Genomic DNA, 14,222 nt, shown 5'->3' with positions numbered 1-14,222 from the left:
CCCGCTGTCAATAGGTGACCACGCTTCTCAGCGGGGGCTCAGCGGCCTCAGTCTTCGTCCTCGTCGGCGCCCGGACGCTCGGCCCACGGCGTTTCCTTGGCCGGCCGGACGACGATCAGTTTGTCGCCGGCGGCAAGCACCGAGACGTTCGAGTCGTAGTACCGGTGCACCTTGCCGTCGCGGACCACCGACACCACCCGGTCGGGCAGCGCGGACGGCGGCTTGCCGACCTCGCGGCCGAGCACCGGACGTTCGGCCACCTCGAGACCGTCGCCGTACGTCAGCAGGTCCTCCATCACCTCGCCGAGGTTCGGGCTGACCGCGGACAGGCCGAGCAGCCGGCCGACCGCCTCCGACGACGTGACGACCGCGTCCGCGCCGCTCTGCCGGAGCAGCGGGACGTTGTCCTCCTCGCGGACCGCGACCACGATGTGCGCGTTCGGGTTCAGCTGCCGCACCGCCAGCGTGACCAGCACCGCGGAGTCGTCCCGGTCGGTGGTCACGATCACCTCGCGGGCCGACACCACCTCGGCGCGCCGCAGTACCGTCCGGTTCGTCGCGTCGCCGTGGAAGGCGGCCATCTGGTCGTTGCCCGCGTCCCCGATCGCCTGCGCGCGCGGGTCGATCACCACGATGCTGTCCCGCTTCACCCCGTTGCTGAGCAGGGTCTGCACCGCCGACCGGCCCTTGGTGCCGTAGCCGACGACGATGGTGTGGTCCTTCATCCGTTTCCTCCAGCGCGTGTCGCGCATGATCCGGCGACCCTCGTTGGCCAGCACTTCCAGTGTCGTACCGACCAGAACCACCAGGAACGCGATCCGCAGCGGCGTCACGATGAAGGCGTTCACCAGCCGGGCACCGGGCGACACCGGCGTGATGTCGCCGTACCCGGTCGTGGTGAGCGTGACGGTTGCGTAGTAGATGCTGTCGATCAGACCGACTTTGCCGTCGTAGCTGTCGCGGTACCCGTTACGGTCGACCACCACGATCAGCACCATCACCGTCAGCAGCCCCAGCGCGACCAGGAACCGCGTGAAGAGCTGAAAGAGCGGCGAGCGTGTGCTCGCGGGCAGGTTGACCAGCAGACCGTGGGGGTTCCGGCCGGTGGGAAGGGGTGGCACGGTTCAGACGATATTCCACCGCGGGCCGATCCACCTCATGCGACAGGCTCCGGTCGGACAGTGCGACACTCACCATCAGACTGTCGCCGTCGCGGACCACCCGCGAACGCATCCGCAACCGCTCCAAGGTGCGGAGCATCGCGTGGTTCTCCGGTTGCACCATGCACACCACCCGATCGGCGCCGCGATCCCGGGCCCCGGCGACGACCTCGCGCAGCAGTTGCAGGCCGAGTCCCTGTCCCTGCCAGCCGTCCTCGACCAGCACGGCGACCTCCATCGTCGTACTGCCCAGCTCCTCCCACGGCGCCGCCGTCGCCATCCCGATCACCGCGTCATCGACACAGGCCACGATCGAGACGCCGCCGGCCGGTGCGGACAGGTGCCGCGCGGTCCGGGCGGTGAGCTTCGGCATCGGTACGTGGTACCGGCGGGTGCGGCTCTCGTACGAACACCGGTCGTGCATCGCGACCACCGCGTCGGCGTCCTCGACGGTCGCGATCCGCGTCGTCGGTACGCCGCTCCCGGGGCGCGGCCCGGCCGGTACGTCGTACCGCTCCGCCAGCCGCCCGGCGATCTCCACCAGTACGTCGGCCCGCGCCCACTCGGCCGGCGTGTACTCGTCGAACCCCTGCAGGGCGCCGAGTTCGTCGTCGACCGACACCGGGTCGTCGATCAGCCGCAGTACGGCCCGCAGGTACCGGGTCGGGGCGTCGTGGAGTACGTCGGCCTGGCACGGGCGGACCGTCGTACCGACGCAGCCCGCCTCCGCGACCAGGGCCGCCAGGTCGTCGGCAGTCCAGCCGACACCGGTCGAGACCACCAGCTCGTCGATCGCGCCGTTCTCGGAGGTGAAGACCTCGAGATGCAGGATGTTGATGTCGTCCGCACCACACCGTGCAGCGAGTTCGGCCAGCGCGCCGGGCCGGTCGGCGAGTTCGGTCCTGATCTTCCAGAGCATGCGGACGCCCTCCCTCGTGGAAACGTCCCTCCACTCTGCGCCGGAGGTGTTGCCCGGCCGGGTCCGGGATGTTACGCCCGCGTCAACGTTTGCGGCGGATCCTCGGCAGATGCGGCCGGCGCGGTGGGAGCACGATCGGCGTCTCGCGCTTGTCCAGGTCCGCGTGCCGCAGCAGCTCGGGGTAGGTGGCCTGCGGTACGGCGGGGTACGTCGTCACGATCGCGTCGCCGGAGAACACGAAGAAGATCGCCTGGCCGTCCTTGATCACCTTCAGCAGCGTCCCGTCGCGGACCGTCAACGCGTGCTCGATCGCCTTGCGGCGCGCGGTCCGTTTCGCCCAGGCGGCCTGGACCGCCTGCTGCGCGGGCTCCCGTCCGTGCCGGACCGCCTCGACGAACAGCGGGCCGTACCGGACGCTGTACTTCACCAGGTTCTTGGCCAGCTGACTGTTCTTCCCCGCTCCACTCGCCATGGGACGAGGGTACTCAGGGCTTCCAGTTGTACGGGATCGTCACCGACACCGGCCGCAGCCCGAGGCGGGCCAGGATGCCGCGGCTGTCCGGCGACGCGTCCACCTGCAGGTACTTGTACCCCTGCGCGACCGCCAGGTTCCGCCGGTACGCGACGTGCGCACGGTAGATCCCCTTGCCGCGCCACTCCGCCAGCGTCGACCCGCCCCACAGCGACGCGAAGTCGGTCCCGCGGTGGAACCGGATCCAGGACCCGCAGACCATCTTCGGGTCGTCCTCGTCGGTCTCGGCCACCAGCACCACGCCCGGCTCGTCGGCGTTCGCGATGTCCGCGCTCAGCGCCTCCGGCAGCCAGTCGTGCGAGTAGCCCCAGACCTCTTCCTCCATCGCCTGCATCCGCTCGAGGTCGGCGTACTCGGTGATCTCCCGCAGCCGGATCCCGTCCGGCAGCACGACCTCGCTCGCCAGTTCGGTGACGTCGCCGATCAGCAGGCACTCCTCGTCGTCCGGGGCGAACCCAGCCTTGACCAGCCGCTCCGGGAGGTCCGCCGGCAGGTCGTGCGTGTAGTACTTCCACTCGAACCTGGCGTTCCGCTCGCGGAAGAACGCAACCTGGTCGTCGATCAGCTGATCGAGCTCCGGGCCGTCGACGCCGCCGAGGTACTGCACGAACCCGTCGCCGCGCAGCCCGACCTGCCGGATCACCGACCCGAGATGCTCGGCGGTCCCGGTGCTCGCGCCGCCGGAGCGGGTACGGATCTGCTGGTCGAACGCGGTCCGCAGCGCCAGCGCCTGCGGTGAAGTGTCGAGAGGAATCACGGGATCAGTAGACCAGGCGGCCGCAACCCGATATTTCGCGCGTCGGAATGCGGCTGCCGGCGGCGTCAGGCACCATGGAGGCCGTGAGTACGCCCAACCCGCGTCGGCCGATCATGCCCGGCAACAAGCTGTTCGAGTCGCTGCCCGGCGCCGCCGACCCGGCCACCGTCACCGAGGCCGCGCACCGGACCGCCGAACTGCTGGTCCGCGGGGTCCGCAAGTCCGAGGACGCCGAGGTGCACGCCCGGGTGGTCAAACTCGCCGACGAGTACGGCCTCGACGAACTCGCCGAACTCTGGTCCGACTCCCCCGCCGACTCCCTCCCCGGCGCCCTCTGGCGGCTGTACGTACTGCGCTCCTGGGTGCACGCCAACGCCGACGAGGTCTCCCGCGAGTTCACCGCCGGCCGCACGTACGCCGAAGTCCACGCCGCCGTCGCCGGCGTCGCCGAACCCCCCGGCCCCCGCGAGGTCCGCGACATGGTCGACGCCGTCCTCCGCGGCGTCGCCACCGGCGACTTCGCCACCACCCTCGACCGCGCCGCCGCCTTCGCCCGCATCATCGCCACCGGCCGCGCCCACCTGGCCGACGACGGCCACGCCCGCGTCCTGTCCGCCGCCAAACTCCTCGAAACCGCCGACCAACTCGAAACCGCCGCCCGCACCGAACGCGCCGACCAGCTCTGGTAGTTGCACCCCGGCCCGACGGATGTTATAGCGTCCGTACCCCGGAATCCCAACAGGACAAGGCATTTGAGCACCCGCTACACTGTTCGAGGTGCCGGGCCGGTGCAAGCCCCGGGTCCCAAAATAAGCCGCTACGAGCGGCCACGCGCCGTGAGGCGCTTCCCGGTCCGGCACCCCTTCTCCTCCGCACACCGGCGTACGCCGTCGGCTCGCTATGTTGTCCTCCGTGGCATCCGATGACTCTCAGACGACCGCGGGTCCCAACACCGACAGCAACGGCGACGCCGGCCGACCCTGGCTGGACCTTGCCGCGGACTACGAACGAGCGCGCTCCAAAGAAGACTCACTGGACCGGCTGGTCGAATGGCCCGCACAGCGCGGCCTCCTGGGCGACGTCACCGGCCTCTCCATCCTCGACGCCGGCTGCGGCAACGGCACCAAGATCGCCGAACTGGTCCACACCGGCGCAACCGCCTCCGCCGGAGTCGACATCAGCGGCAACTTCATCACCTCCACACCATCTGGTCTGGACCTGATCCAAGGCGACCTCTCCGACCTGGCCTCCGTACCCGGCCTCGCCAACCGCCGCTTCGACCGCATCCTCTTTCTGCAATCGTTCGGCTACGCCAAGGACCCGGTCGCCGCCCTCCGAACAGCACGAACAATGCTGACCGACAACGGCTTCATCCTCCTGACCAGAACCCAACCCATCCGCTACGCCATCGAACGAGCCGAACAGAACGGAACCTCACTAGGCGAGGAGTACTTCGCCACCGACCCCTTCACCTTCCACCACCGCGCCTGGAACGAAGAGGTCGCCCTCACCAAACGTCCATACACAATCTCCGACCTCCTCAACACCTTCAGCGCAGCCGGCCTGTGGATCGAAACAACAGCCGAGCCTCAACTCCCCCCGGCAGCCCGCCAGCAGTACCCCCACAAGCAAGCTTGGATGAACAAGCACCTCGGCATCCTCATGTTCAAGCTAAGACCCCTGCCGAACTGACCTTGAACACAAGTCCTGAGCGCGGCGTGAGCAGGCGACGCACCCACACATCTACCCAGTCACCGCGTCCACCCACTGACCCGTCGCATCCGCCCGCTGCCACGTTCACTCAGCCACCGCACCCGGTGGGCGGCACCACCTCCGTCACTCACCGCTTTCAGATTTACGATCTATCGCCCGATCTGCGTAGTTCTACTCGGTTGGCTAGACCTTTGCGCTGTTAGCTTCGGGCGCTGTGAAGCGGATTGTGGTGGGCGCGCTGGTTCTGGTCCTCGCGGGATGTTCCACGGTGCAGTCGAAGGATGTGCGAACCAGTGGGATCACCGCGACGTACGTCGTCACGCTCCCGGAGACGACCGATGTCGCCGACGTGAGTGCGTCGTACCGTGTCGGCACGCTGACCTTCATCGAGCTGGGTGACGGGGAGTCGGTCACCTCCTCCGGTGGTGGCAAGGACGTGAAGCTCAAGCACCACAAGTCCGCCGGCGTCACCGACTACGACGGGCAGCTCGACGGTGTGGTCGCCCCGGGCACCGAGATCACCTTTGATCTCAAGCGCGGCAGCAACGACGACTCCGCCCCGACCTCGACGGTGAAGCTCCCCGAGCGCGTCAAGCTCACCGCTCCCCAGACCGGTACGGCGTACTCGCGTCGCGCCGCGCTCGCCGTGCGTTTCGACTCCGGCCCGTCCGACCTCCCTGCGGTGGTCACCTGGGCCGGCGACTGCGTCCAGTCGGGCAGCCTCGAGCTGGAGCCAGGTCGTACGTCGGCCAGCATCCCGCCGGGCTCGATCCGCCCGGTCACCGGCACCCCGACCCCGGGCCGCAAGCCGACCACGACCTGTCCGGTCACCCTCATGCTCACCCGCCGCGCCGACGGCACGCTCGACAAAGCGTTCAAGGACGGGTCGGTCACGGCGCAGAGCGAGTCCAGCCGCCAGATCAGCTCGACGCCGTAGATCGATTAGGCTCTGCGGCGTGAGTTTGCCTGTTGTCGCCGCGACCCGGTACGTGTTGCCGTTACGCGAAGGCGGATCGTTGCCCGGCGTTGTCGAAGGCAACGATCTGGGAACGTACGTGATCAAGTTCCACGGTGCCGGCCAGGGCCCGAAGGCGCTGGTGGCCGAGGTGATCGTCGGCGAGTTGTTCCGGCGGCTCGGGTTGCGGGTGCCGGAGCTGAAGCTGATCGAGCTGGATCCGGCGATCGGGAAGTCGGAGCCGGACTTCGAGATCCAGGAGCTGCTGATCCGCAGCGCGGGCCTGAACCTGGCGGTCGACTTCCTGCCGGGGTCCTTCGGGTACGACGGATCGGCCGGCAACCCGGGTGACGACGCGATGGCGCGGATCCTCTGGCTGGACGCGTACGTCGCGAACGTCGACCGCTCGTGGCGGAACACGAACATGCTGGTCTGGCACAAGAACCTCTGGCTGATCGACCACGGCGCGGCGCTGTACTTCCACCACTCGTGGATGTCCGCGGAGAAGTTCGCGAACCAGCCGTACGACGCCGAGGACCACGTCTTCTCGGTCGCCGTACCGTCCGTCCCGACGGTGGACGCCGAGCTGAAGGCCGCGATCACCCCGGAGCTGCTGACCGAAGTGATCGGGCTGGTACCGGACGAGTGGATCGAGGACGGGGACCGCGAACGCTATCTCGGGCATCTGCTCAAGCGGCTGGAGAACAGGTCCGCGTGGGTGCCGGGAGGTGTGCGGTGAAGCCGTTCGACTACGTCATCCTGCGGGCCGCGCCGCGGATCCAGCGCGGTGAGTTCATCAACGTCGGCGCCGTGCTCTACTGTCGCGCTCTGGACTTCCTAGGCGCTGCCTGGGACGTCGACCCGGACCGCCTGCGCGCCCTGGACCCAGCCGTAGACGTCGACGTCGTCTGCGCGGCTCTGGACCAGGTCAGGGCGATCTGCGCGGGTGAACCCGCAGGTGGCCCGGCCGCGGCGACGAAGATCGGTGAACGGTTCCGCTGGCTCGCGGCGCCGCGCAGTACCGTCGTCCACCCCGGTCCGATCCACAGCGGGATCACTACGGACCCCGCTGCGGACCTGGAGCGGTTGCTGGACTCGTTCGTGCGCTAGGCGAGTGCCGCCGACACAACCTCGCGGGCTTGTTCAAAGACCTGCGACAGGTGGTCAGCGCCCTTGAAGGACTCGCCGTAGATTTTGTAGAGATCCTCGGTGCCCGACGGGCGCGCAGCAAACCAGGCGGACTCCGTAGTGACCTTGAGCCCGCCAATAGCAGCACCGTTGCCAGGAGCATGCGTGAGCCGGTCAACGATCGGCTCACCCGCCAGCTCGGTCGCCGTGACCGCGTCTGGCGTGAGAGCCGCCAACTTGGCCTTCTGCTCACGAGTAGCCGGCGCATCGACACGTGAGTACGCCGACGCACCAAAACGGTCCACCAGCTTCGCATGCGCCTGTGACGGCGTCTCCCCGGTCACCGCGGTGATTTCACTCGCCAGCAACGCCAGCAGGATCCCGTCCTTGTCAGTGGTCCACACAGTGCCGTCGAAGCGCAAGAAGCTCGCCCCTGCCGACTCTTCACCACCAAACCCGACAGAACCGTCAACCAGCCCCGGCACGAACCACTTGAACCCGACAGGCACCTCCCACAGCCGTCGCCCCAGATCCGCGACCACACGGTCGATCAGCGACGACGAGACCAGTGTCTTGCCGACAGCGACGTCCGGACCCCACTGGCGGTTGCTGAACAGGTACGAGATCGCCACGGCCAGGTAGTGGTTCGGGTTCATCAGCCCGGCGTCCGGCGTGACGATGCCGTGCCGGTCGGAGTCGGCGTCGTTCCCGGTCGCCAGGTCGTACTTGTCGCGCTGCGCGACCAGCGAGGCCATCGCGTAGGGCGAGGAGCAGTCCATCCGGATCTTGCCGTCGTGGTCGAGCGTCATGAACGACCAGGCCGGGTCGACCCGCGGGTTCACCACGGTCAGGTCGAGCCGGTGCCGCTCGGCGATCGCGGCCCAGTAGTCGACGCTCGCGCCGCCGAGCGGGTCGGCGCCGATCTTCACGCCGGCGTCGCGGATCGCGGCCAGGTTCAGCACTGACGGCAGGTCGTCGACGTAGTGCCCGAGGAAGTCGTAGTCCCCGGCGTGCTGCCGCGCCTGCTCGAACGGCTTCCGGCGTACCTCCCGGTTGCCCGACGCGATCAGCACGTTGGCGCGGTTCGCGATCCAGCTGGTGGCGTCGGAGTCGGCCGGTCCGCCGTGCGGCGGGTTGTACTTGATGCCGCCGTCCCGCGGCGGGTTGTGCGACGGCGTGATCACGATGCCGTCCGCGTCCGCACCGCCGGCACGGTTCAGCCGCAGGATCGCATGCGACACGGCCGGCGTCGGCGTGAGCCGGTCCGCGCTGTCCACCAGCGTCTGTACGTCGTTGCCCGCCAGCACCTCGAGCACCGTCCGCCACGCCGGCTCCGAGAGCCCGTGGCTGTCCCGGCCGACCAGTAGCGGCCCCGTCGTACCCTCACCGGCCCGGTACTCGCAGACGGCCTGCGTGATCGCCAGGATGTGCGCCTCGTTGAACGCGCCGTCAAGACTCGACCCTCGGTGCCCCGACGTACCGAAGACGACCTTCTGGGCCGGGTTCTCGACGTCCGGGGTGATGTCGCCGTACGCCGCCATCATGGCGTCGACGTCGACCAGGTCCTCGGGCTGTGCTGGCTGACCTGCGCGTGGATGCATGCCCACATGCAACCACAAGACCGGCGACGGCTGTACGGGGTGACAATGGTTGGGTGACGGACCCCAGAAGAAGCGCCGAGCTGTACCACGCGGGGCATGAGCGGATCGCGGCGGCGGTGCGGGGACTCAGCCTCGAGGACCTGGACCGGCAGGTGCCCGCGTGTCCGCAGTGGAGCGTGCAGGACCTGATCGCGCACCTCGCCGGCGTGGCCGCCGACTTCGCGGCCGGGAACGTCGCGGGCGCCCCGCATCCGCCGTGGACCGCGGCGCAGGTGGCGCGGCGGCGCAACCTGCCGTTGGACGAGGTGCTGGACGAGTGGGCGGCCGCCGGCTCGGCGCTGGAGCAGGTGATCGTCGGCGGCAGCACCTCGCACCCGTTGGTGTGCAATCCGTACGTCGACGCCGCCGTCCACGAGGCGGACCTGCACGGCGCGATCGGCAGCGGTCGCCCGCCGGCCGAGCTCTGGCTGGCCGCGCTCGACTGGATGCTCGACGAACCCGGGCCGCTGACCGTCATCACCCCGGACGGCACGTACTCAGCGGGCTCCGACCAGCCCGAGGCGACCGTCCGCACCAGCTCGTACGAGCTGTTCCGGGCGATCTTCGGCCGTCGCAGCAAGGCGCAGATCCAGCAGTGGGACTGGGACGAGCCGGAGCACGCCCGCGCGTGGACCCCGGCGCCGGCCTGGTTCCCGCAGACGTCGGTGTCGCTGAACGACTAGAGCTCGTCCAGGCGGGCGATGAGCGTCTTCGGGGCGATCTGCCGGTACGCGTTCTCGACCAGGTCCTCGAAGTGGTCCCAGTCGACCTCCACGTCCAGGAACACGCCGAGCCAGCCGCGGTGGCCAACGTACGGCGGGCGGTAGAAGTGCTCGGGGTCGTCCGCGACCAGCGACTCCTGGACCCCGGGTGGTGCCGCCATCCAGACGCCGACGCGGTCGTCGTGGTGGCGGTCGGCGTACATCACGAACGTCTTCTTGTCCCGGACGAACCACGTCGGCTCACCGTGGCTCGGCCGCTCGGTCACCTCGGGCAGTGCAAGGCACAGGCTGCGTACTCGTTCCTGAACGTCCATCTACCTAGTGTCGCGGTCCGGGGCTCACTACGCCGGATTCGTACGCGTAAACGACGGCCTGAGCGCGGTCTCGCAGGTCCAGCTTGGTCAGGATGTTGCTGACGTGGCTCTTGACCGTCTGCTCGGCCAGCACGAGCTCCTCGGCGATCTGCCGGTTGGCCAGTCCTCTCGCGACCAGCCGCAGTACGTCGGTCTCTCGCGGCGTCAGCCGGTCCGGTGTCACTTGTACGACGGGTTGTGCGCGTGCGAAATCCTCTACCAGCCGACGTGTGACGGACGGAGCCAGTAGCGCGTCCCCGGCCGCAACGACCCGTACTGCCGCTGCCAGCTCGTCCGGCGTCGAGTGCTTCAGCAGGAACCCGCTGGCACCAGCCCGGAGTGCTGCGTACACGTAGTCGTCCAAGTCGAACGTCGTGAGCATCACCACCCGCGGAGGCTCACCAGGTGCCGTCCCGGCGAGGATCTGCCGCGTGGCAGCGAGCCCGTCGAGCACAGGCATCCGTACGTCCATAAGAATCACATCAGGACTCAAGGCAGCAGCCAACTCGACCGCCTGCGCGCCGTCACCGGCCTGCCCGACCACCTGGATGTCCGGCTGCACGTCCAGCAACGCGCTGAATCCGGCGCGGACCATCTCCTGGTCGTCAACCACCAAGACCGTAGTCGCCACCCGCCACCTCCTCTCCGACCGGTATGACTGCCTGCACCAGATAACCGCCTTCCCGGGTCGGCCCCGCGCTCACTGTCCCGTCGACGAGCGCGACCCGCTCCCGCATCCCCACGAGCCCCTGCCCACTCCCAGGAGCCGGTACGACCCGCCGCGGCGGCTTCGCGTTCTGCACGATGACCTCCAGCTCCCCCGCAGTACGACGTACCGCAACCTGCACGACCGCGTGCAATGCATGCCGAACTGCGTTGCTAAGGCCCTCCTGCACCACGCGGTACGCCGTGAGCTCGACAGCCGGGTCGAACCCGCTAGGGACCTCCCCCACCAGCCGTACGTCGGCCCCCGCGCGCCTGGTGCTCTCCACGAGCTCCGGTATCTCCCGCAGACCAGGCTGCGGCCCTAGCTCCCCCGGCTGCTCAACAGGCTCCCGAAGCAACCGCAGTACGCGACGCATCTCCGTCAACGAGGACCGTGCCTCATCAGCAATGCCCGTGAACTCAGCACGTACCTCCTCCGGTACGTCGGGCAGCCGGTGCGGAGCACTGTCCGCGCGCACGACCACCACGGACAGGTGGTGCGCTACGACGTCGTGCAACTCGCGGGCGATCCGGGCCCGTTCTTGAAGCCGCTCCCGCTCCGCACGCTCGGTCTTACTGATCGTCTCCTGCTCAACGAGCAGCCGGTTCGTTTCACCGCGAGAACAAAGCAGATCGCCCACCACGACCGCTACCGCCGACAGAACGGCCATGGTGATCAGCCCGCGCCAGTCACCGCGCTCCGGCGCCAACGCAACCGCACCGAGCCCCAACGCCTGCGTAACCACCCACCAGCCCACCTGCTCGCGACGGCCGAGCCCGCGCGCGCCCGCGATCGCTATGACGAACGAATGCCCGAAAGCAGCCGTCGTACCCCACGGCCACGGCTCACTCGCGCTGACCGGCGTCGTGAGCGCTGCCGTGACCGCCGTGGTGACAAGCGAGACCACTACGGCTACCCGTGGCCGAAGCCACGACAGACCCAACGCCAACGCGCGTGCGATCGCAAGCGCCAGTACGGCCCCAAGAGCGACCACATAGTGCTGCGCCAGGTCCAGCACGGTCAGGAAGAGCAGAGCGATGACGCCCAGGCCCGCGACCCATCTCCGCATCTGCACAGTTGGACCCTACTCACACCTGCTGCAGCCAGGCCCAGAAGAACGCCAGAGTGCCGGCCGCGACCGCAATGCTTGCCGGAAGCACCCACTTGCGCGTCCCTTGGACCAGCAGCGTCTGCAGCGCCGCGATGCCGCGCAGTACGAACAGGAACGCGACAACGCACGGCAGGGCGAGCAGGCCATGCGTGACCCAGGCACCAGCGCGGGTCGGACCGCCCCACGTGCCAGGCCCGACCGGCCCGTGCTCGACAAGTCCCCAGAACGGCCCACGGACCACGGCCAGCACGGTCAGGAACAGTAGGAACAGGCTCGCCAGCCCCAGCACCGCGCTGAGCAGACCGTCGCCGAAGGTCCGGCCGACGCTCTTCGGAGACACGGCGGACGAACCCACGCGGTACTCCCCCAGCCGGCGCCAGCGCCGCGCCGCGGTGCCCGGCTCGCCGAGGATCGCGTCCGCCATCGTCAGCAAACCGGCCGGCAGTAGCAGCGCGTCGTACGCCACGGAACGGCCTGCTCGGCGCTCCTTCACGGCGGGCCGGATCAGCGTGTCAGTCATGTCTTCTCCTCGGTCTCGACGACTGAGGTCGAGCGTAGAAATCCGGCGTCTCGCGCACCTCCGGCCAGAGAGCCGATTCCGGACCAGTACCCGGGTAGGGGGTCGGATGTGATTCAGGTCACAGTGACCGCGACGCGTGCCGCCGCGTTACACGGTCAGTGCCGCTCGGGTTGCCCCGGCGGCGCGAGGACGGGGGTTTCGTCCAACAGGAGGGTGTTCATGCGCAAGCGGAACCTGGCAGTGGCCGCCACGCTGCTTCCGGTCTTGCTGGTCCAGGGCTGCGGGACCGACAGCGGCATCGCCGCGGCGGCACCGGCCGCCCACAAGGCGACCCGGGCAGCGACCGGCGACCTCGGCTCCGACGACCCGGTGGTGAACGCCTACTACGCGTACCGCGTCGCGCTCGACGTGATGATGCGCAGCGGCGGCAGCAAGACCGAGCAGCTCAAGCCGGTGATGACGCCGAAGATGTTCGCGGCGATCAGCGCCCAGGCGAAGTACTTCCGGACCAACAAGCTGCACAACACCGGGCTCACGAAGGTCGTCTGGGCCAAGCGCACGCTCGCGTCGAACGGCGTTCTGATCAGCGCCTGCTACGACACCACCTCGGCCCGGACCGTGAACGTCCGCGGCCGCGGCGTACTCCCGAACACCACGCCGACCCGCTGGCTCGACCAGATGCGCGTCGTCAACCAGGACTCCCAGTGGATCGTCGACGGCGGCACCACCACGCCGGCGACCTGCTGACCCATCGACTTTGTGGCGGTGCGGTCACGATCGCGCGCGCCCCGGATTCCACCCGGCCGGCCCGGGCACACTCCCCCGTGAGTGCCGGCTAGGTCGAGGGGTCCACCGATGATCGACACACACGTTCGCCGCTGGCTGCCGTCCTGGCTCGGCGGCCGCCCACCGGAGGCGCTCCGGCCACGCGGCACCGGGTCGCGCGTCAGCCGGCTCGCCGCGCAGTACGACGCCGACGTGGACGCGGCGCTGCAACGGCTCTGGCCGAAGGCGCGGATCTATCACGACCGCGAGTTCACCCGCGACCGCGCCGACTTCCTGCTGGTGGTCCGTGGGCGCGGCGTGATGATCGAGACCAAGGTGAAGAGCGACCCCGGCCTGTTCCGCGGCTCCACGCTTCCGCCGTTGCTGGACCGGCTGCAGCGCGACGGCCGGCGGCTCGTCGTCATCGTCAACCAGGGCGACCCCGCGCCGGCCCGCGACCTGATCAGCACCAGGCTCGGCGACCGCGGCCGGATCGTGGTCTGGTCCGGTCCGCACCATGACACCGACCTCCGCCAGGCGGTCGAGGCACTCCTGCAGCAGACCACCCGGCATGCCTGAGGACCTCCACGCGAGGCCCTCAGACGCTGCGGATTTCAGGCGGACTTGATCGCCGAGACCTCGAGCTCCAGCGTGACCTTCTCGCTGACCAGCACGCCGCCACCCTCGAGCGCCGCGTTCCAGCTGACGCCGAAGTCCTTGCGGTTGATCACGACCGAGCCCTCGAGCCCGAGCCGCTGGTTGCCGAACGGGTCGGTCGCGGTACCGGTGTACTCGAAGGTGACGTCGACCGGCTTGGTGACGCCGCGGATCGTCAGGTCACCGGTGACCACGAACTCGGCGTCGCCGCCCTTCGCGACCGCGGTGGACACGAAGGTGATCTCCGGATGCTCGTCCATCGCCAGGAAGTCGTTGCTGCGCAGGTGCTCGTCGCGCTGGCCGTTGCGGGTGTTGATGCTCTTCGCCTGGATCGTGACCTTGCCGGAGGAGTTCTCCGGGTTCTCGCCGTCGATGTGGAACGAGCCCTCGAACTCGTCGAACGCACCGCGGACCTTGGTCACCATCGCGTGCCGGGCGCTGAACCCGATCCGGGTGTGGGAGGCGTCGAGGGTGTAGTCACCGCTCAGCGCGGCATACTCGCTGGACATCGAGGATTCCTCCAGAGTTAACTAGTTGAACTTTACACAGTACAGATTTCACCCTCGCCGGGCAGAAGTCCACCC

General features: G+C 68.9%; 18 protein-coding genes. 8 read left to right on the top strand and 10 right to left on the bottom strand.

Translation table 11 applies throughout. The features are described from left to right. Positions 1-47: 47 nt before the first annotated feature. The 4 genes from ACXJJ3_RS37585 to ACXJJ3_RS37570 all read right to left on the bottom strand — a co-directional run bounded on the left by ACXJJ3_RS37585 (position 48) and on the right by ACXJJ3_RS37570 (position 3,368). The gene (locus tag ACXJJ3_RS37585) at positions 48-998 is read right to left on the bottom strand and encodes a potassium channel family protein (RefSeq protein ID WP_458166697.1); all 951 of its coding nucleotides are present in this window, start codon (positions 996-998) and stop codon (positions 48-50) included. Further along, on the bottom strand, positions 970-2,079 hold the full coding sequence (locus tag ACXJJ3_RS37580) for a GNAT family N-acetyltransferase (protein ID WP_458166696.1): 1,110 nt from the start codon (positions 2,077-2,079) through the stop codon (positions 970-972). Before ACXJJ3_RS37580 ends, ACXJJ3_RS37585 begins: the two co-directional genes overlap by 29 nt. An 82-nt stretch (positions 2,080-2,161) precedes the next feature. Then, positions 2,162-2,551, bottom strand: a complete 390-nt coding sequence (locus tag ACXJJ3_RS37575; protein ID WP_458166695.1) for a hypothetical protein — start codon at positions 2,549-2,551, stop codon at positions 2,162-2,164. 13 nt (positions 2,552-2,564) lie between these two features. Then, on the bottom strand, positions 2,565-3,368 hold the full coding sequence (locus tag ACXJJ3_RS37570; protein ID WP_458166693.1) for a GNAT family N-acetyltransferase: 804 nt from the start codon (positions 3,366-3,368) through the stop codon (positions 2,565-2,567). A gap of 83 nt (positions 3,369-3,451) precedes the next feature. Between ACXJJ3_RS37570 and ACXJJ3_RS37565 the strand changes: the two genes are divergently transcribed. The 5 genes from ACXJJ3_RS37565 to ACXJJ3_RS37545 all read left to right on the top strand — a co-directional run bounded on the left by ACXJJ3_RS37565 (position 3,452) and on the right by ACXJJ3_RS37545 (position 7,146). Next, the gene (locus ACXJJ3_RS37565; protein ID WP_458166692.1) at positions 3,452-4,057 is read left to right on the top strand and encodes a hypothetical protein; all 606 of its coding nucleotides are present in this window, start codon (positions 3,452-3,454) and stop codon (positions 4,055-4,057) included. A gap of 223 nt (positions 4,058-4,280) precedes the next feature. Beyond that, positions 4,281-5,060, top strand: coding sequence for a class I SAM-dependent methyltransferase (locus ACXJJ3_RS37560; protein ID WP_458166691.1), 780 nt, complete (start codon positions 4,281-4,283; stop codon positions 5,058-5,060). Between the two features lie 235 nt (positions 5,061-5,295). Beyond that, a complete protein-coding gene (locus tag ACXJJ3_RS37555) occupies positions 5,296-6,018 on the top strand; it encodes a hypothetical protein (RefSeq protein WP_458166690.1) in 723 nt (240 codons plus the stop codon). A 19-nt stretch (positions 6,019-6,037) separates the two neighbouring features. Beyond that, positions 6,038-6,775, top strand: coding sequence for a HipA family kinase (locus ACXJJ3_RS37550; RefSeq protein WP_458166689.1), 738 nt, complete (start codon positions 6,038-6,040; stop codon positions 6,773-6,775). Continuing rightward, on the top strand, positions 6,772-7,146 hold the full coding sequence (locus ACXJJ3_RS37545; RefSeq protein ID WP_458166688.1) for a DUF3037 domain-containing protein: 375 nt from the start codon (positions 6,772-6,774) through the stop codon (positions 7,144-7,146). Before ACXJJ3_RS37550 ends, ACXJJ3_RS37545 begins: the two co-directional genes overlap by 4 nt. Here ACXJJ3_RS37545 and pgm read toward each other — a convergent pair. Further along, positions 7,143-8,765: a phosphoglucomutase (alpha-D-glucose-1,6-bisphosphate-dependent) gene (gene pgm, locus ACXJJ3_RS37540; protein ID WP_458166687.1), complete on the bottom strand. Its 1,623-nt coding sequence runs from the start codon at positions 8,763-8,765 to the stop codon at positions 7,143-7,145. The genes ACXJJ3_RS37545 and pgm overlap by 4 nt on opposite strands. A 53-nt stretch (positions 8,766-8,818) precedes the next feature. On the opposite strand from pgm, the gene ACXJJ3_RS37535 reads away from it, so the two are divergent. After that, a complete protein-coding gene (locus ACXJJ3_RS37535; protein WP_458166686.1) occupies positions 8,819-9,487 on the top strand; it encodes a maleylpyruvate isomerase family mycothiol-dependent enzyme in 669 nt (222 codons plus the stop codon). Here ACXJJ3_RS37535 and ACXJJ3_RS37530 read toward each other — a convergent pair. Genes ACXJJ3_RS37530 through ACXJJ3_RS37515 form a run of 4 tightly spaced genes read right to left on the bottom strand, consistent with a single transcriptional unit; the run spans position 9,484 to position 12,216 of the window. Further along, the gene (locus ACXJJ3_RS37530; RefSeq protein ID WP_458166685.1) at positions 9,484-9,840 is read right to left on the bottom strand and encodes an MmcQ/YjbR family DNA-binding protein; all 357 of its coding nucleotides are present in this window, start codon (positions 9,838-9,840) and stop codon (positions 9,484-9,486) included. The genes ACXJJ3_RS37535 and ACXJJ3_RS37530 overlap by 4 nt on opposite strands. Before the next feature lie 4 nt (positions 9,841-9,844). Then, positions 9,845-10,510 carry a response regulator gene (locus tag ACXJJ3_RS37525; RefSeq protein WP_458166684.1) on the bottom strand — a complete coding sequence of 222 codons (666 nt, stop codon included), beginning with the start codon at positions 10,508-10,510 and terminating at the stop codon, positions 9,845-9,847. Next, positions 10,485-11,654, bottom strand: coding sequence for a sensor histidine kinase (locus tag ACXJJ3_RS37520; RefSeq protein ID WP_458171991.1), 1,170 nt, complete (start codon positions 11,652-11,654; stop codon positions 10,485-10,487). The genes ACXJJ3_RS37525 and ACXJJ3_RS37520 overlap by 26 nt, the downstream gene beginning before the upstream one ends. A gap of 19 nt (positions 11,655-11,673) precedes the next feature. Then, a complete protein-coding gene (locus ACXJJ3_RS37515; protein WP_458166682.1) occupies positions 11,674-12,216 on the bottom strand; it encodes a hypothetical protein in 543 nt (180 codons plus the stop codon). A gap of 219 nt (positions 12,217-12,435) precedes the next feature. Between ACXJJ3_RS37515 and ACXJJ3_RS37510 the strand changes: the two genes are divergently transcribed. After that, a complete protein-coding gene (locus ACXJJ3_RS37510; protein WP_458166681.1) occupies positions 12,436-12,963 on the top strand; it encodes a hypothetical protein in 528 nt (175 codons plus the stop codon). A 108-nt stretch (positions 12,964-13,071) separates the two neighbouring features. Further along, positions 13,072-13,560, top strand: a complete 489-nt coding sequence (locus ACXJJ3_RS37505; RefSeq protein WP_458166680.1) for a hypothetical protein — start codon at positions 13,072-13,074, stop codon at positions 13,558-13,560. A gap of 35 nt (positions 13,561-13,595) precedes the next feature. Here ACXJJ3_RS37505 and ACXJJ3_RS37500 read toward each other — a convergent pair whose 3' ends face one another. Then, positions 13,596-14,147 (bottom strand): YceI family protein, encoded by a 552-nt coding sequence (locus ACXJJ3_RS37500; protein WP_458166679.1) that lies wholly within the window; start codon positions 14,145-14,147, stop codon positions 13,596-13,598. Between the last annotated feature and the right edge of the window lie 75 nt (positions 14,148-14,222).

The sequence above is a fragment of the Kribbella sp. WER1 genome, from assembly GCF_054189145.1.
The sequence above is the reverse complement of the archived record's forward strand: the minus strand, read 5'-3'. Positions and strand labels throughout refer to the sequence as shown.